The following is an 18753-nucleotide window of genomic DNA, read 5'->3' as shown; positions in this document are numbered from 1 at the left end:
TGGGAACAACTTTTTAAAGAAAATTCTTTAGATCGAACCTTATTGAAAGCTTGAAAGCGAATCAGCAGGTAAAGCGCATGGTTTGATTAACAAAACACCTTTAGCACAGAGACAATACAAAACATGTAGGTAATAACATCCATTGATGATAATCGGAATATGGATACTAAAGAGAAAGACTAAAAGAGAAAGGATGACTTGGTATGGGAAAGTGTAGCAGGATACTATTGTTGGGAGGCTTGTTGTTAAATCAAGCGCCATGGACAATGGTTGTTAGCGCTGATTCAGTGACTGAAGATACTGTTTCTATACAGGATACAGTAGAGAGCACGATCGCTGTGGAACAAGAAGAAACTTTAATGTCTCGTGATAGTAAGGATGAACACATTCATTCAACGAAAGATAATGATGGAAGGAATACAGAGCCCAGTGAACTTAGTCAATCAGATAGTTCAGAACCTGTCGAACTGAACGAATCGACTTCTTCTTCAAGTGAGAATGAAGTTAGAAGTCAAAATGAAACAGATGCAATAGAGAATCAAACTACTGAAGATCCTACTGAAAATATGGCCTCGGGAACTTATGGTACTTCAGATTGGTATATCACTTATGACGGAGTTCTCCATATCGGATCTGGAACATTCCGATCTACTTCTGAGATTAACCCTTGGTCCCGGTATAGGGTTAAAAAAATTGTGTTCGAGGGGAATGTTATTGCTGGTGAGGATTCTTCTTATTTATTTGGTAACTCCGGCGGTACGTGGACTGACCTTACTGAAATAGAAGGCTTGGACAAGCTGGATACTAGCCGAGTAACGAATATGTCTGGCATGTTTAATAATACTCGAGGGTTAACAAAGCTCGATGTATCCAACTTTGATACAAGTAACGTTACTAATATGTATGCGATGTTCAATGGACTGTTCGATTTGACTAGTTTGGACGTCTCCAATTTTGATACAAGAAATGTAACGAATATGTCTTTGATGTTCGCGAATGTGATTAATATCGATAAATTTGATTTAAGCAATTTTGATACGAGAAATGTTACGGACATGTCTTTGATGTTCGCAAACCTAAGAAGAAGTGATCTCGATACATTCAGTATGGATCTAAGCAATTTTGATACTAGCCAAGTAACGAATATGGATCGAATGTTTCAGGGCTTAAATAGAGTCTCTAGTCTGGATATATCAAGTTTCGATACCAGTAAGGTAACGAATATGTCTTCTATGTTTAGCGGTATGCAATCGTTGAAGATCATCAGATTAGGCCAGTCATTTTCATTTCATACAAATGCAATGTTGCCTAGTCCAATTTCATCAGAAATTTATACAGGAAAATGGGTCAATGTTGGAACAGGATCAATAGATTTCCCGAATGGGCTAAATATTTGGTCGGCTTCCGAGTTAATGGCAAACTACAATGGAGAAACTGACTCCGATACGTATGTTTGGCAGCCCAATTTAATAGATGCAGCTCCTGTAACAGTCAAGTATCAGAATTCTGAAGGCGAACAGCTGAGTGAACCAACGGTTTTAAGTGGAAAAGTCGGTATGGCTTATGAAAGCAATCCGAAAGAGATCACGGGCTGGAACGTGGTCAAAATACCAGATAATGCAGTCGGTGTATTTACTGAAGAAGCACAAGAAGTGGTCTATGTTTATGAGCGTTCAGATGCGGCACCAGTCACAGTCAGATATAAAGATACAGACGGCAATGAGTTAAGCGACCCAACGATTTTGAATGGCAAAGTCGGATTGCCATATACCAGTGAAGCCAAAGAAATCTCAGGTTGGTATGTAGTAGAGACGCCAGCCAATGCCTCTGGAATTTTCAGCGAGGAAGCGCAGGAAGTGGTGTATATCTATGAACGTTCAGATGCCGCTCCAGTGACTGTGAAATACCAAGATAGTGAAGGAAATCAATTATCAGAGCCAACTGTCTTAAGCGGAAAAGTCGGATTGCCATATGCCAGTGAAGCCAAAGAAATCCCAGGTTGGTATGTAGTAGAGACGCCAGCCAATGCCTCTGGAATTTTCAGCGAGGAAGCGCAGGAAGTGGTGTATATCTATGAACGTTCAGATGCCGCTCCAGTGACTGTGAAATACCAAGATAGTGAAGGAAATCAATTATCAGAGCCAACTGTCTTAAGCGGAAAAGTCGGATTGCCATATGCCAGTGAAGCCAAAGAAATCCCAGGTTGGTATGTAGTAGAGACGCCAGATAATGCTTCCGGACTCTTTGGTGAAGAAGCGCTGGAAGTGGTCTACGTGTATGATCGCTCAGATGCGGCACCAGTTACGGTCCGATATGAAGATACAGACGGCAACGAATTAAGCGACCCAACGATTTTGAATGGCAAAGTCGGACTACCATATGCCAGTGAAGCCAAAGAAATCCCAGGTTGGTATGTAGTAGAGACGCCAGATAATGCTTCTGGAATTTTCAATGAGGAAGCGCAGGAAGTGGTCTACGTGTATGATCGCTCAGATGCGGCACCAGTTACGGTCCGATATGAAGATACAGACGGCAACGAATTAAGCGACCCAACGATTTTGAATGGCAAAGTCGGGTTACCATATGCCAGTGAAGCCAAAGAGATTCCTGGTTGGTATGTAGTAGAGACGCCAGCCAATGCCTCTGGAATTTTCAGTGAAGAAGCGCAGGAAGTGGTGTATGTATACGAACGCAGTGATGCGGCACCAGTGACTGTGAAATACCAAGATAGTGAAGGGAATCAATTAACAGAGCCAACGATTCTAAGCGGAAAAGTCGGACTACCTTATATCAGTGAAGCCAAAGAAATCCCAGGTTGGTATGTAGTGGAGACGCCAGATAATGCCTATGGAATTTTCAGTGAGGCAGCGCAAGAAGTGGTCTACGTGTATGATCGCTCAGATGCGGCACCAGTTACGGTCCGATATGAAGATACAGACGGCAACGAATTAAGCGACCCAACGATTTTGAATGGCAAAGTCGGGTTACCATATGCCAGTGAAGCCAAAGAGATTTCTGGTTGGTATGTAGTAGAGACGCCAGATAATGCTTCTGGAATTTTCAGTGAAGAAGCGCAGGAAGTGGTGTATGTATACGAACGCAGTGATGCGGCACCAGTGACTGTGAAATACCAAGATAGTGAAGGAAATCAATTAGCAGAGCCAACTGTCTTAAGTGGAAAAGTCGGGTTACCATATGCCATTGAAGCCAAAGAGATCCCAGGCTGGTATGTAGTAGAGATACCAGATAATGCTTCTGGAATTTTCAGTGAAGAAGCGCAGGAAGTGGTGTATGTATACGAACGCAGTGATGCGGCACCAGTGACTGTGAAATACCAAGATAGTGAAGGAAATCAATTAGCAGAGCCAACTGTCTTAAGTGGAAAAGTCGGGTTACCATATGCCATTGAAGCCAAAGAGATCCCAGGCTGGTATGTAGTAGAGATACCAGATAATGCTTCTGGAATTTTCAGTGAAGAAGCGCAGGAAGTGGTGTATGTATACGAACGCAGTGAAGCTGCTCCAGTGACTGTGAGATACCAAGATAGTGAAGGAAATCAATTAGCAGAGCCAACTGTCTTAAGTGGAAAAGTCGGATTACCATATGCCAGTGAAGCCAAAGAGATCCCAGGCTGGTATGTAGTAGAGATACCAGATAATGCTTCTGGAATTTTCAGCGAGGAAGCGCAGGAAGTGGTGTATGTCTATAGTGTTCTTCATAAAAATAATGAAAAAGAGAATGATTCTAGAGGGACTTTGCCAGCTACGGGAGAAGAAACGTTGGGACAATCAATGTTGGTGATTTTAGGAACCCTACTAATTCTCTTATCGTATAGAATCAGTAAACGAAAAAAGAACCTATAAAATTAAGTGTATTATTTATAGTAAGAACATGAATAAAGTGTCCGGATATCATTTTTTTCTGGATACTTTATTTTTTTAGTATATATTTATTTATAATCATGTTTGTTGAGATACAAATTGAGGAAATTATACCAAGAATCGATGAGAAAATCTTTCATTAAGTCAAAATATGAAAGCAAAAGGTAGTGATTAAATTTAAGAAGGAGTGAGGGTGCATGAGTTATAGTTGGATCTATTATGGACGAAAGGTGCGAAGAGTCGCTTTGTTTTCGATTAAGCTGATTGACTTTTTTCTACTGTATCTTGCTATTGGTAAACAAATTTATCTATCGTTTGGGCTGTTTATTCTGTTCACTTTGTGTTGGGCGGTCGGTTCAGAAGTGGCATTGATTAGAAGAAAAGTTAGACAAGATGATATTAAAGATAGACCAAAATCAGAAGCCTATCTTCATCCAAACCATGATCGTCGAGAAAATCTTATGTTATTCGCATGCATAGTACTATTAGTAGTCGAGCTATATATTGTCTCCTTGCCTGTTCCGTTATAGTCATGAAAAGACTGATTTTTTGCCCAATTTGCCCAATAGTTTTTAGTGGTTAGTTCTTTGTAACGTTCAAAAAAAGAATCGTATATAGTTTCTGGAGAACACAAATGAATAAAAAGGATCCTGTCTTTTTTATTTAAATATCCTTGTTTTATTTTAACTGTTGGTGTAAGTTTTTTTATGAGTATACAATGGCTATAATTTATTTGATTTAAATTGTGGTAAGCACATTGATTTTGAAGTGTCCCGTATTCGTAGCAGTTGAATGAAATACCATGTTAGTAGCGGTTTTTTCTTCAGCTGCTTACTATTTCAAGTACTATTATTTAGATATATTCATTACGTACATAAATTGAGAAGAGGTAAAAAAATGAAAAAGTGCATTGTAGTATGTGAAATAGTCAAACGTTAACACACCAAAAGGAGAAGAATATTATGACTACTTCATGAAATAAAATTTACCCAAGAACCAATGATACACAAACGATCTATCTAAAGAATGCCATCACTAACCCAAATATTAGCGTTGGAGAATACACGATTTATAATGATTTTGTAAATGATCCACGCGAGTTTGAAAGGAATAATGTGCTGTATCAATACCCAATCAATCATGACAAATTGATTATTGGCAAATTTTGTTCCATTGCTTGTGGATCAAAGTTTCTGTTTAATGCTGCAAACCACTCATTATCAAGCGTTCCAACGTATACATTTCCGCTATTTTTTGAAGAGTGGGGTCTTGATAAAGCCGATGTGGCTGCTGCATGGGACAATAAAGGCGATATTGTGATTGGCAATGATGTCTGGATCGGGTATGAGTCACTGATCCTGGCAGGCGTAACGATTGGAGACGGCGCCATTATAGGTACTAGAGCTGTAGTCACGAAAGATGTACCGCCATATACCATTGTAGGAGGCATTCCTGCGAAACCAATCAGAAAAAGATTTAATGATGAAACGATTCAGTATTTACAAAAGGTCCGTTGGTGGGACTGGCCGGAAGAAAAAATAAAAGCGAACCTTGGGCATCTCATGTCTGGGTCCGTTAGTCAATTATCAAAGAAATGAGTAATAGAACTTTAACCAATGTATCTAGAGAATTTCTTACTGATGATACGAGGATACTCAGATAATTCGTTAATAAGTTATCCTAAAACTGTTTTATGAACATCAAAGTGTATTCATTAGCTTTGATGTTTTTTGTATAAAAGCCTAATTTTCAGTTTAAACAATAAAGTACCTAAGAAATAACAGCTTTCTGGACACTTCATTTTTGTTTTGTATTTGAATGTTTGCTAGTTTGACTGTATCATCTAGTCATTCAATTTTTCTTTAGTAAAAATCACTTTTATGTTAAAAAATGGCACTTGTATCATACAGTAATGTTCTAGATGAAAATCCTATAGAATATATCTTTTTTCATATTCAATCATTGAAAAGTTACTGATTAAGACACTGGATTGTAACGCAGCATTGAAGGAAGTTGATTATGCAGATCAATAGGAGGAGAAAGAGAAAGGACACTTATGAGACAAAATGAAATAGGCTGGCTATTTAAGTAGAAATTTAAATAATTATCAAAAAAATCAAAAACATTATGGATTAATGCACAATCAATGATATTAGAAGGTAGAAGAGGTATAATTTATTTAAAGTAAGAGGTTAAGAGGTGAGGGCATGTATAAGTTTCTTTTAACTAAATTAGATCAAGATGTCTATGAAGTATTTGCTTATTTTTTTGAAAATGCTGAGGAATATGAAAGTATAAGCGACTTGGCAAATAAATTAAGTGTTTCGAAAAGAAGAATTGTTTTAGTTATTGACCGTGCACTGGATTTGAGAGAACGGTATCCCTTTTATGATATCGAAATAATTGACGGAAGAACCATTTCACTTCGATTTGCCTCAAATTTTTTACTTTCTAAGTTATATTCTGTCATGTTAGAAGAAAGCATGCCTTTTCAAATATTGGACCGATTATTCAGAGAGAAATATTTATCCTTGGAGAATACAGCGCAACAGCATTTTGTGAGTAATCGCACGGTTCAAAGAAAACTCAAGGAGATCATGGATATCCTTGAAAATTATAATATTTCGTTGAATTTAAAGAGGAAGCCGTTATTTGTAGGAGAAGAATATCGTATTAGGCATTTTTTTCATATCATGTATTGGCAAATTTTGGATGGCTCAAATGTACGTTATTTTGGCCTGACTCAAAAAAGTATTACTGGTTTCAAAGAAAGACTCGCGATGTATCCAAGTTGTTACCGAGGAATCGATCAAGAAAAGTTTATCCAATGACTGGCTTTAAGTCTCTATCGTTTAAAGAGAGGATTTGCTTTGAAAGAAATTCCACCGGGAATGACAGAAACATGCCATCTCACTATTCCTTTTGAGCAATTCAAAAAGGAGCTTATAATGCCCCTCTTAAGAGATAATTATTTGTTAAATGAAACTTCAGAAAATGAGTATATCTTCTTGTATTATATGTTTTCAGTAATGACCACCTATTTACCTGATGAGATCCCTACAGAGTTGACGATGACAAATCATTTTTCAGAAGAGAGCTTACAAGCCGCTAAACTTTTTTCGGAAACAGCGAAACAAGCTTTTCTTGTTCCTGATAGTGCTACAACGTATCTTTTTGTCAATGCATTGAACATCCATTCAACCTCTCTCATGTTTGCTTCTAAAAATAAGATTGATGCTTTTGGAAAAACAACAACAGACAAAGATTATCGAAGAGTATTCCCTAAACTATTTCCACTGGTTCAAGAGATGTACCAATCGTTATCAGAACAATCATCGATTTTTAGTACGCTGTATGTCTCAAATAACCGCCTGCTTTTTCAGTACAGTATGCTTCTTTCGATTGTAGCTAGAATTGATCGGTCAACTGTGCGGGTTTTTCATGAATCAAAATTTGGAAAAATTCAGGAAATTAGGCAAAAAGAGCGATTAAAACGATGGTTTGGATATACTCTTTCTTTTGTATCAGAAAAGCCGGATTTTGTCGTGATGGATTATCCTGTCGATCGTCAATACTTTATTAATCAAAATCGCGAAGTACGTTTCTTTAAATGGAATAGTTTCCCCACCGGAGATCGCTGGCTTGAATTAGTCGAGGCGATCGAAAAGTTCCAAAATGAGTCTATTAATGAGTCTATTCAAGAAACAGGGACAAATACCTCACTATAGAATCATTACAGATAACGTTAGATATCCGTATCTGCTAGTGACGATCTTTTTCGAATTGGCAGTATCAACAGCTAAGGTGTGAACTTGACTAAATCAAATGTTCAAGATCAACAAGCGAATACTTAGCAGACCCAAAACACGTGGCTGCAAGTATGACTGCTTATCCATTTTTATGACTGCAATATAAGTGACAGTGAAAACAACTCTAAACGATATTTTTGATGCAATGCTGCGCAAGTGGGCAAGTCCTTTTATCGTTGAGACAGTTGATTTGCTCAAACGCTTGTATTGCGGTTTTTTTGTCTTTTCTCTAAGTGAATGATTAGGAATAAAAAGAGATCTTCCATGTTCAAAATCTTTTCGCATAATCCGTTGAAATACTGATATGAATGTGATTATTTTCTTTTTTGTCATAATTTCCAAAGGATTTTAATTATTTTTTTTAAACAGGACGAATCTTGTCTTTTTTAGAGCAGATGTTGTCGTGTTCGCTACTCAGAGCCATGTGATAATACATACTTAAGGAATGAGGACAACAGGAGTATTAAAATATGTCTGAAGTAGTTGTCAGTTGACAGCTTTTTTGCATTGGATAGAACGAGACTGTGTTCATTCACTTAGATAGAAAGAAGGAAAAATAATGAGAAGATCGAAGAAGCAAGAAATCGTATCACGTATTCTTGTCAGTTCCTCTGTATTTATATTAGGCAGCCCGATTTTTACACAAGCACTTTTTAGTATTCCTGCATCAGCTGCATCAATTAGCACTACAGCAGCAGAAGAAACAACGAATAGTTCAGCAGCAGAAGAAACAATGCTTACTGCGGGGGAGTTGTTGCCTGAACAGCAAGAAGTAGAAAAAGTAGTCGAGGAAACTGTAGGAACAGAGTCAGAAGCAATAGAATCTGAAGAGCAAGCGACAGCAGAAGAATTTGCAGCAACTAAAACGGAATCTGAAGAAGATGCAGAGAAAAATAGTTCAGAAGCGTCGACAGACAGTACAGCAGCAACTGAAGAAAAGAAGGCTGCTCTTGCAGACAATATCCTTTGGAGTGGAATGTGGGGGACTGCTCCAGCAACCCTTGATATTGAGGGAGTTCTAACTGTAGGAGAAGGCACGCTTACTACAACGGTAGATCAAGTGATTCCAATAGCAGAAGTTTCATCAAACATGACTATTAGAAAAGTAGTTCTCACTGCCCCTGTTGTTCTTCCAGCAGATGTTCCTGGACTATTTGAAAGCACTGGCCATTATGGAAAAGTGCCTTCAGAGTTGGATGAAATCGTGAATCTACATTTGCTTGATACAAGTCAAGCCACAACAATGAACAGCATGTTTTATGGCTTTAGAGGGACTAGTTTAGATTTATCAAATTTTGATAGTACCAATGTAATCAAAGCCTTAGGGGCTGGAATGAATCAATTTCTAGCAAATGCACGATATCTAAAAGAAATACGACTAGGGGAAAAATTCAGCTTTGTCGGCTGGAACAATTGGCCAGGTAATGAGTACCCAGTTAATTTGACAAATCCAAGTGGAATGATTGGATTTAGTTCAAGCTATTATACCGGTTATTGGCAAAATGTTGGATCAGGTACGATAGACGCTCCTTATGGTGATCAGGTATTCCTGTCTAAGGAACTGGTATTGAATTATGATGGAGCGACTATGGCTGATACCTATGTATGGCAGCCAAGGTATATTGAAGGGGCACCAATCACAGTGAATTATATCGATGAAGAGGGGAAAGAATTACTTCCTCCAAGTATAATGACTGGTGGCAATATAGGCGATTCATATACGATTACTCCGAAAGATATCCCTGGATATATCTTGAAAGAAGTGCAAGGTGATGAGACAGGAATCGTTAGCAAAAATCCCCAAACAGTCACGTATGTTTACAGCCCTAAAATAGAAACGAGAGAGGAAAGTAAAATAATCGCACGGATAATCCATTATTTGTATGAAGACGGATCAGAAGCCGCGCCGGATCATGTGGATACAATAGAATTTATACGAACAGTCACCATTAATGAAGCAACCGGTGAAACCTCCTATGGTGATTGGGAAGCCAAAGACAATGACACCACTTTTGATGCGGTGGTCAGTCCAGAAATAGCCAACTACACGCCAGATAAAAAAGGTGTGGCAGAAATGGTTGACTTGACAGCAGAATCGAAAGACAGCGAAGTAACGGTTACTTACAAGGCAAACATGGTGGAATCAACCGAGACCAAAGAAGTGCAACAAACGATCCATTATCTGTATGAAGACGGTACAGAAGCCGCCCCAGACAAGGTGGATACAGTCACTTTCACCCGAACAGTCACCACCAATGAAGCCACAGAGGAAACAACGTATGGTGAGTGGCAAGCCAAAGACGATGACACAACCTTTGATGCGGTGACTAGTCCAGAAATTGAGCACTACACTGCAGATAAGCCAACTGTTGAAGAAGTCACTGGTTTAACGCCAGAGTCAAAAGACAGCGAAGTAGGCCAAGATGAGCAAATAAAGATCAATCGCTGTCTAGATATGCCAGTTTTTAAATACATTCGGCATAGTTATTTTTCAAAAAAATATATTTGTTCATCAGATGAAGCGACAATCGTCACCTATTTTATCTGCTTATTTTTAATTACAGTTGGTGGGATCCCCTATGAGGAAATTCGACTAGGATTATATACTAGCAAAAATCCCGTCTTTGAGATAACCGATGAAATAATGGCCGCGATCCAGTCGATTTATAAACTAAAGTCAAATTCAACCATTAAATCCAGTGTCTTTTCTCTCATCGCCCAAGTTTATTATTTTCATGGGGTCAATTATTCGATCGATAAAGTCACTTTGAATTATTACCATAACTTGTTTAACAATTCGTTTAGAAATCAGTTTGTCTTAGACATAATAGAAAATATTATTGAACCGACTAAATTGTTCAACCACACGAAATTAAAGTATTTGAAAAAAAGATTAGTGTTCTTAATTTACATGCTGTCTCCTAAAGAGGAGTATCAAGTGAGAATAGCGGTCTTAAATATGGGCTCTAGTATTTTGGCAGATGCCTCTATTTACTTATTAGAAAATGAGTTGAAAGGGAAACAAGACGTTGTTCTCCTACCCTATACAAGTGATGAACCATTTGATTTATTGATCTCTAATGCCTACCTTCCCGCATTAGGGAACAATTACAGTCAGTTCTATCAAGTAACGGCAATCGGCGCAGATTTAGAGATAAAGAAAATTTTTACTATTATCGATCAAATAGCCTATTCCAAGTATCGTTCTTTTGTTATTAAGTAATAGTTACTGTAGAAGACGTAGGATGGATGCAGCGAATGCGAGAACTAAAGAAAGGCTTAGAGTAACGGTGATTGTAAAGTGTCGCGCTCTATAACTAATTTAATAGCAGAATATTTTGTTAACATAGAGTAAGAAGAATTTTTTAATCTGATGAAATTTTATTTTAGTAGGAAGTCAATGAGCCTCAAACAATAACCCTCAAATGTTCTTTGTCATTAGTAGTATGACAAAGAACATTTTACTAGGTTCAGTTCTTTTTCTAACAAGTTCAAGGAGGGACTCATAAAGACAAGCGAATAAAGGGATCGTTTTGTTTTTTGAGGGGTAAAGCATCTAAGTGAATCAGCTCGTCAAAAGAGTCTAGAAAATCAGGACTAGTTGAATGAGTAACTACGATAATTATCTTATCATTGAAAGAGTTGATCAAATCTTTGATAATCAGCTCATTTCCACTATCGAGCCCAGAAGTCGGTTCATCCAATAGAATGATATCGGAATTTTTAAAGACAGCGCGAGCGATTTCGATTCTCCTTAATTCCCCTCCTGAAAGAAAATTTATCCATTTGTTTTCTTGGTCTTCTAATAATTTCTCGTAGTTAAAGCGATTGGCCAAGCCACTCTTATTTAATGCATCAACAACTCTTTCAAGTTCAAAATCATTAAAAACAGAGAGATTAGAAGCAATACTGGTCTGAAAAATAGCGGTCTTTTGTTGGACAAGTGAGACTTTTTGATACAAGGAATCTCTAGAAATTTGATTCATCTCTTGTTCATTGATAAATAGTTGACGGTCACCGACAGAATAAATGCCTGCTAAAATATTCAATAGCGTGGATTTACCGCTGCCACTCGCACCTGTAATTGCATACTTTTTCCCTCTTTCAAATTGATAGCTTAATTCATTGATTAATGTACGGGTACCATAACTATAGCTTAAGTTAGCAATCGACAAAGTTGTGATGGGACTTTCAAGAATGATTGATCGAGTCATTTCATCATCATCTGTACTATCGATAAAAGATATAAGATCATCAGCGACTTTCTTACTGGATAAAATATCGGTAATCGAGGTGCTGAAATATTCCAATGGACCGGCAATCGTACTCATTAAGGTAGTCATAGCAATGAGGTTAGGAAGGGTTATTATTTTTGCTGCAACAAAAAAACCACCAATAATCCACGTTCCAGAGTAGGCAAGGTCGCCAAGACCAAAAGAAATCGCGTAGGTAAGTCCTTGTAACGATTCAAAATGAATATTTTGCTTTTTCAGTCGCTCGCTACTTTCAGAAAAACGTGTAGCATATTTCGGGAATCCTCTGCCTACTCTTAGTGTCAGATAGCCAGAAAGAAGTTGTTCAAATAAACTGAGTGTATGATCTTGTGCCTCGACCGCCGCTTTACGACGAGTTCCAAGAATTTTTTTGGCAAAATAAGGAGCTAACAAGGGGCTAAAGGCTAGCAATAGCATGACAATTGAAAAGGAAGCACTAAGTCTTAAAGAGAAAAGAAGTGAAAAAATAAAGGTAAAGATGCTTAAAACCAATCCAAATCCAGGTTTCAAAAATTCTTGCTCAATAACTTTTATTTCATTGGCTAGCTTTGAAAGGTAATAATTTTTTTCGCTTTTTAAAAACTTTTCTGGATCCATTCGGACTATCTTTTGCGAGAGGCCGACTCTCAGCTGATCCGTTATTGAGTGGACCAAGATAGATTTACTGCGTCTGGGGACAAAGTCGCTCATGGTGTTTAATAAGATATAAAAGAAGGCGAATAAGCCAACAACCATAAGCTTTTGTATATTTCCTGACATAGCAACTTCTGTGATAAGGCTATAAACAAGTGCAACGCCAACCTGAATAAGCGCAGCGATTGCGCAAATAATCACATGCGTAACAAGCAGTTTTTTATTTTTTAGTACTATCTTTTTCATTTTCTCCCTCCTTAAGTAAACTATAACATAGTGATTTGATACATATATAGTGCAAAAAGATACTATTTTTTTGATTGTGGAGCATCATGGTAGGCTTACCATACAATCAAAGAAGAGTTATGGAAAAAATTTAGGATTGGTGTTAAACCTTCAGTTGCTATACTAGATTTAAGTGCAGTAACATCTGTTATAGGGGGGAGCATCAGAAATAGAACAACATAATCGTACGTCATTACTTGATATTGAAGAAATGCATACAATATAGTTCGAAAAACAATAAATGTAATTTTTTGAAAGTGTTACGTTTGGATTAAAAGCAGATAGAACGATAACTAACGAATAAAGAAAAAGCTATCTAGTTTTATGCTCTTCATTCTCCCCGTTATGAATATTGATAAGATATCAAATAATCAGTGTTCTTATTAGTAGAGACCTATCTAGGCGCTTAGATCAATTATTACTTGCTTTATTTTAGATAGGACGAAAGATAAATAATACATAACGACACCTCTTCTCATATTCATAAGTATGAGAGGGGTGTCGTTATTGTTACAAGCAGAAAAACTGTTCAAATTCCGCCTAAATTTAGGGCGTTCAGAATTGTTTTTCTGATAACTGTAGTATTTCCGGAAACCATATCTTTAAAAGAAACAGCAATGCCTTGTTTTTTTATTTCTTCGCTTAGATAGTTTGAATCCATATCATTAAAAACAAGTAAATCTGCAGCAGGAATATCATTACTTGAAATATCATAACTAATAAATTGAGTCTCAATTTCTGCTGGTAAGAGTGTCTTGATTTTTTCTTGAAATGATTTTGCTTGTCTAAGATTCATTGTTGTGCTGTAACCGAATGGTGCCATACCCCGAACATTGATAGAAAAAATCCAACAGATTTTTTTCATTGCTAAAACTCCTTTTTAAAAAGTGTATCATCTAATAAAGGGTAACTCAATAAATTTTCAAATTCATCCTTTTATTTTTAGATTTGACGAGAGAGTCTTCCTTGGGTGTCTGATACAAACTCATTAATTTATAATAAAATTAGAAATGAGATAGTTGAATAATAGATATACTTGATAAATTTTTCTAAATGAAACTACTTTGGTGGACTTTATACATCTTCTTACAGTTCAAAGTTTTATAGTTAATGTTTACTTTGATTAAAACAGATTATAATATGATTAGAATAAGACGTCTTAGAACAGAGATCACAGGGAGTTTCTTTCTATCCTCTTTTTAACTAAAGTGTTAAAAAATAGTTTCAATAGAACGTGTTCAAAAAAGCTAAATCTTGAAAGCAGATTTATGAGTGATAAATAAATCTTTGGATATATTTCTTTTGTAATCGTTTACACTCAAGGGCGTTAGGGGTATATTTTAGATGTTGATATGACGTCATAACGACTTGCTAATTCATTATAGAAAGGGGATTTATCATGAAAAATGAAAGGTTAGCCCAGCAGATTCTAGAGTATCTAGGCGGAACAGAAAATATTGAGTCAATTACTCACTGTGCAACAAGATTACGCCCAAGTCTGAAGAAACGTGAGTTAGTTCAAAGTGAAAAAATAGAATTATTGGATGGTGTGACAGGAGTAGTCAATAAAGATTCCGGGTATCAAATAATTATTGGAACGAATGTAGGGGAAGTTTATGAAGACTTCTTAAAAGTATTGAATAGAGAAAATAATGAGACGACCAATGAAAAAAATTCTAAAGTCCAGACAAAAAAGAGCTTAATAAATGAGTTTGTTCAACTCGTAGTGAGTATTTTCTCGCCTTTATTACCTTTATTAGCCGGATCGGGTCTTCTTCGAGGATTTACAATTCTTGCAAATGAGGTCGGAATTTTATCTACGGATAGCTCGACAAATTTGATGTTGACACTTGCTGCAACATCTGTCTTCTACTTCTTACCGTTACTAGTTTCGGTAACTGCAGCAAACCGATTTAAAACGAGTCCTTATATTGCCATTGCAGTCGCTGGTGCATTGATTATGCCAGACTTTATTAATTTGATCCAAGGGGACGGGGGCAATACGATTTCTTTCTTTGGTTTACCAGTTCCAGTCTTTAACTACACTTCGCAGATTCTGCCCGCAATTTTTACAACATGGGTACAATCGAAAATGGAACATTTCATGAAAAAAACAATTCCGAATAGTTTGCATATGATTTTGATACCAACCGTTCTTTTGTTTGTGTTAGTGCCTGTAACTGCCAGTATTTTTGGTCCCTTAGGTAACTATATTAGTATTGGTATTGCTGGATTTGTAAATTATTTAGCAGGAATCAATCAGATTATTACAGGGGCAATTACAGGTGGCATTTGGAATATTTTGATCATGTTTGGTGTTCATTGGGCACCAAATACCATGGTTATTATTCCGGAAATCGCTAGCACAGGTCACTCACCATTCATTGCGTATGGCGCAACTGCAAACTTTGGGATGGCAGGAGCAGCATTTGCAGTTTTCTTACGATCAAAAAATACCAAATTAAGGAACTTTTCTTTGACTGCAATTACTTCTGTCTTTTTATCTGGAATTGTAGAGCCTGCTATTTACGGTCTAGGAGTAAAATTTAAAACACCGTTGATTGCTGGCTGTCTTGGTGCTGCAATGGGTGGAGCTTTTATGGGTGCATTTAATGTTATTGGTAATGCCTTTGTATTTGGAGGATTAACCACCATTCCAGCTTTTGCGGGTCCTACACTTTGGGCGTACATTGTGGGTTTGGTGATTGCATTTTTTGGTGGAATGATCCTAACAATCATTTTAGGTATAAAAGACCCAGAAGCTGAAATGAAATAAAGAATAAGAGAATGGAGATAGTTTATATGAGTTTACAAATAAAAATTCAAGGTACATTGGGGGCAGCAGCTATTGCAGATGCTATGGGAGCTGCAACAGAAAATCTTACTTTTGATCAAATTAGAACAAAGTTCAATGGCAAAGTTTCTACCTTTTTAAAACCAGAGGAAGGTGCTTTTGCATTAGGGAATGAAGCTGGACAAGTCACAGATGATTTTTCGCAAATTTATACGTTGTGTCACAGTATTATAGAAAATAGAGGAGTAATTGATTCTGAAACAGTGAAGACAGCCATCTTGAAATGGTCAGAAAATACATGGTACTTCGATCGATTTGCAGGTCCAACTACGCGAAGTGCGATTGCAATGTATAAAAATCCTGATCAAAAAATGGCGCCTTTACCGGGAGCTATGGCTGTAGACTATGCTTCAAAAGCTACGAACGGAGCTGCAATGAAAATCGCACCTGCAGGGATATTAAACCCAGGAGATATTGAAAAAGCTATTCAAGAAGCGTTGATTATAACGCAAGTAACTCATGATAATGCACTGGCTATTTCTGGAGCAGCTGCAGTTGCGGCAGCAGTGTCAGCCTCTTTGTGTGACCATGCAACTGTGGACCAATTAGTAGCAATAGGGATTTATGGCGCTTGTCGGGGAGAAGAATTAGGCAAAGTTTATTCCCGAGAAGTTGGCGGTCCCAGCGTTGTTGAACGCATGAAACTAGCGTATACTATAGTTAATGAATCTGGTACCCATGAAGAAAAACTACAGCGACTAGCTCAAATCATCGGTAGTGGGCTCCATATCTCAGAAGCAGTTCCGTGTGCGTTTGGAATTATCGCCCTAAACAAACAAGATCCTTTTAATGCGATCATAGATGCAGTGAATGTAGGATACGACACTGATACGATTGCGACAATTGTAGGATCCATGGTTGGGGCATTGATTGATCCAGATGATGAACGTTTTACGCCACTGTTTCGTGATGTTCAATCAGCGAATAGCTACGATTTAACTAGTTTGGCTGAATCTTTAGCAAATGTGGTGAATGAAAATGATAAGTCCAAAGGTAAAATATCTCTCGATTTATGAAGAGCTGAAAAAAGAAATCAATGAAGGAAAATATCCAGTTGGGCAACCTTTTTTGACTGAACCGGAACTTCAAGAAAAATACGGAGTAAGCCGTATTACAGTTCGTCATGCCTTGCAACTTTTAGTAGATGAAGGTTTTATCAAAAGAATTCATGGTGTAGGTACAATTGTACTCAGTACGAAAGAATTACTGCAATTACAAACCCTTCTAAGTTTTTCGGAAGAAAATAAACTGCAGTCCAATCATTCAGAGTTAATTTCTTTAAATACATCTTTGGAAGCAAATGAGGTGTTGTGTAGTAAGTTAGATTTGCCAAAAGGAGCGGAGGTCAGCAAACACGAACGCCTTCGCTACGTGGATGATCAATGTATTGGATTTCAACGAGTATATTGTCCATCATACATTGATCTAAAAGAAAAAGATCTTGCTGACAAACATGCATCACTTTATCAAATTATGCGTAGTCAAGGTTTTATAGTAACAACAGCACAAGAAACCATTGAGTCAGTTGTGTCTGATGAAGAACTCTCCAACTTATTAAAAATTGAAATGAATACACCACTTTTATATGTCGAGCGTCTGACTAAAGACCACAAAAATCGCTTAGTTGAATATGCTGAAATTTATTATCGTGGGGACCGCTATCGCTATCATGTTCAACTGAAAGTACCATAGAGGGAATACAAAGTTGTACTGATCATTACGAAGTCTAAAATGCATTTAGGGCGGATAGAATGTTTCTATTCGTCTCTTATTTTGTGAAAATGAATTTTCCGATCAACAAACTGAAAAAAAGTATTTGACTTTTTTTCAGTTTGCGTATAAAGTAATAAACAACTTAATGAAACAGACATCGAAAAGAAGAGTAGCAAGGTTTCTTCGTTTTAAGAGAGTCTCTGGCTGGTGAGAAGAGACAACAAGGACTTGTGAACCACATCTTGGAGTCGTTTTTCTGAATCGAGTAGGAAAGACCGGGAGTGCCCGTTATAGCAGCAGTCATTGTTTGATGACTTTCTGAGATCAGTTGCTGTGAAGCACTGATAAACAAAGGTGGAACCGCGTTGATAACGTCCTTTAGCTGTAATGGCTAAAGGACTTTTTTTATTTAATGGCGGTATCAGCAAATCCATCAACTGACTGCATGAGGTTTTTTCTGTGAAGGAAAAACAAATTGAGGTGGAACCACGTATTAAACGTCCTCTGGCATTAGGCCGGAGGGCGTTTTTTGTTGGGCGCCTTTCATTTTAATGATTTTAATCAAGTGGAAACACGGCAAGATGGTGCTTGGTGATTGTAAATCAAGCAAGCAGTCATTGCCGCAAAATCAAGGAGGCAAAAAGAAATGATCGATTATTTAGTAAGTGTGATGCCGCAACTGCTTTCTGGGGCAGGGATCACAATCAAATTGTTTGGATTAACGTTAATAGGATCGATTCCATTAGGGATCATCTTGGCTTTTATTCTTGCTAGTCGACTACGGATCTTGAAAGCAATCGTGCAAGTGTATGTCTGGCTGATGCGAGGAACGCCTTTACTGTTACAACTGATCTTTGTGTTTTATGGTCTGCCGATCCTGAACATTGTCTTTGATCGGTTTGAAGCAGCACTGATTGCCTTTATTATCAATTATGCCGCTTATTATGCCGAGATTTTTCGGGGAGGGATCCAATCAATCCCTGCAGGGCAATACGAAGCAGCAAAAGTTCTGCGCCTAGCACCTTTACAGACGATTCGCAAGATTATCATTCCGCAAGTAGTCAAGATCACGCTTCCTTCAGTAGGGAACGAAGTGATCAATTTAGTAAAAGATACTTCGCTTGTCTATATTTTAGGTTTGTCGGATGTTATGCGTATCGGTAAAATCGCAATGGAACGAGACAGCACGTTGGTACCATTACTGGGCGTTGCGCTGATTTACTTAATGATGACTGGTATTTTTACACTGATTTTGAAACAGTTAGAAACAAAACTCGATTATTACCGTTAGGAGGCGTAGGAAC

The 18753-nt window shown here is 37.5% G+C and carries 11 protein-coding genes and 1 other annotated feature; of the genes, 9 read left to right on the top strand and 2 right to left on the bottom strand.

Annotated elements, in window-relative coordinates; translation table 11 throughout:
• The first annotated feature begins 242 nt into the window (after positions 1-242).
• The 5 genes from EGX73_RS03225 (at position 243) to EGX73_RS03205 (ending at position 10913) form a co-directional block, all read left to right on the top strand.
• The gene (locus EGX73_RS03225; RefSeq protein WP_172956406.1) at positions 243-3863 is read left to right on the top strand and encodes a MucBP domain-containing protein; all 3621 of its coding nucleotides are present in this window, start codon (positions 243-245) and stop codon (positions 3861-3863) included.
• A 1133-nt stretch (positions 3864-4996) separates the two neighbouring features.
• Positions 4997-5479 (top strand): CatB-related O-acetyltransferase, encoded by a 483-nt coding sequence (locus EGX73_RS03215; RefSeq protein WP_353974004.1) that lies wholly within the window; start codon positions 4997-4999, stop codon positions 5477-5479.
• A gap of 609 nt (positions 5480-6088) precedes the next feature.
• Positions 6089-6712, top strand: coding sequence for a helix-turn-helix domain-containing protein (locus EGX73_RS16145; protein WP_253764191.1), 624 nt, complete (start codon positions 6089-6091; stop codon positions 6710-6712).
• Between the two features lie 39 nt (positions 6713-6751).
• A complete protein-coding gene (locus EGX73_RS16140) occupies positions 6752-7609 on the top strand; it encodes a hypothetical protein (RefSeq protein WP_253764190.1) in 858 nt (285 codons plus the stop codon).
• A 640-nt stretch (positions 7610-8249) separates the two neighbouring features.
• Complete coding sequence (locus EGX73_RS03205; protein ID WP_029486315.1) at positions 8250-10913, top strand: MucBP domain-containing protein; 2664 nt, start codon at positions 8250-8252, stop codon at positions 10911-10913.
• A gap of 280 nt (positions 10914-11193) precedes the next feature.
• On the opposite strand, the gene EGX73_RS03200 is transcribed toward EGX73_RS03205, so the two are convergent.
• Together EGX73_RS03200 and EGX73_RS03195 are read right to left on the bottom strand one after the other, a co-directional pair.
• A complete protein-coding gene (locus EGX73_RS03200) occupies positions 11194-12843 on the bottom strand; it encodes an ABC transporter ATP-binding protein (protein ID WP_029486316.1) in 1650 nt (549 codons plus the stop codon).
• A 568-nt stretch (positions 12844-13411) separates the two neighbouring features.
• Positions 13412-13747, bottom strand: a complete 336-nt coding sequence (locus EGX73_RS03195; protein ID WP_003128211.1) for a hypothetical protein — start codon at positions 13745-13747, stop codon at positions 13412-13414.
• 534 nt (positions 13748-14281) lie between these two features.
• Here EGX73_RS03195 and EGX73_RS03190 point away from each other — a divergent pair.
• The 4 genes from EGX73_RS03190 (at position 14282) to EGX73_RS03170 (ending at position 18740) form a co-directional block, all read left to right on the top strand.
• The gene (locus EGX73_RS03190) at positions 14282-15658 is read left to right on the top strand and encodes a PTS transporter subunit EIIC (RefSeq protein WP_003128212.1); all 1377 of its coding nucleotides are present in this window, start codon (positions 14282-14284) and stop codon (positions 15656-15658) included.
• Between the two features lie 26 nt (positions 15659-15684).
• Entirely contained in the window at positions 15685-16752 is a 1068-nt protein-coding gene (locus EGX73_RS03185) for an ADP-ribosylglycohydrolase family protein (protein ID WP_029486318.1), read from the top strand.
• A complete protein-coding gene (locus EGX73_RS03180) occupies positions 16709-17428 on the top strand; it encodes a GntR family transcriptional regulator (RefSeq protein WP_227760792.1) in 720 nt (239 codons plus the stop codon). Before EGX73_RS03185 ends, EGX73_RS03180 begins: the two co-directional genes overlap by 44 nt.
• Positions 17429-17597: 169 nt before the next feature.
• Positions 17598-17957, top strand: a binding site (T-box leader).
• Between the two features lie 138 nt (positions 17958-18095).
• Positions 18096-18740, top strand: a complete 645-nt coding sequence (locus EGX73_RS03170) for an amino acid ABC transporter permease (RefSeq protein WP_003128216.1) — start codon at positions 18096-18098, stop codon at positions 18738-18740.
• Positions 18741-18753 lie beyond the last annotated feature (13 nt).

Source organism: Enterococcus sp. FDAARGOS_553 (genome assembly GCF_003812305.1).
GTDB lineage: Bacteria > Bacillota > Bacilli > Lactobacillales > Enterococcaceae > Enterococcus_D > Enterococcus_D gallinarum.
This window is presented reverse-complemented; position numbering and strand designations above follow the sequence as displayed.

Coding starts and splice junctions, on each gene's coding strand:
- EGX73_RS16145 (WP_253764191.1), top strand. CDS start 6,089: ATGTATAAGTTTCTTTTAACTAAATTAGATCAAGATGTCTATGAAGTA.
- EGX73_RS03205 (WP_029486315.1), top strand. CDS start 8,250: ATGAGAAGATCGAAGAAGCAAGAAATCGTATCACGTATTCTTGTCAGT.
- EGX73_RS03200 (WP_029486316.1), bottom strand. CDS start 12,843: ATGAAAAAGATAGTACTAAAAAATAAAAAACTGCTTGTTACGCATGTG.
- EGX73_RS03195 (WP_003128211.1), bottom strand. CDS start 13,747: ATGAAAAAAATCTGTTGGATTTTTTCTATCAATGTTCGGGGTATGGCA.
- EGX73_RS03190 (WP_003128212.1), top strand. CDS start 14,282: ATGAAAAATGAAAGGTTAGCCCAGCAGATTCTAGAGTATCTAGGCGGA.
- EGX73_RS03185 (WP_029486318.1), top strand. CDS start 15,685: ATGAGTTTACAAATAAAAATTCAAGGTACATTGGGGGCAGCAGCTATT.
- EGX73_RS03180 (WP_227760792.1), top strand. CDS start 16,709: ATGAAAATGATAAGTCCAAAGGTAAAATATCTCTCGATTTATGAAGAG.
- EGX73_RS03170 (WP_003128216.1), top strand. CDS start 18,096: ATGATCGATTATTTAGTAAGTGTGATGCCGCAACTGCTTTCTGGGGCA.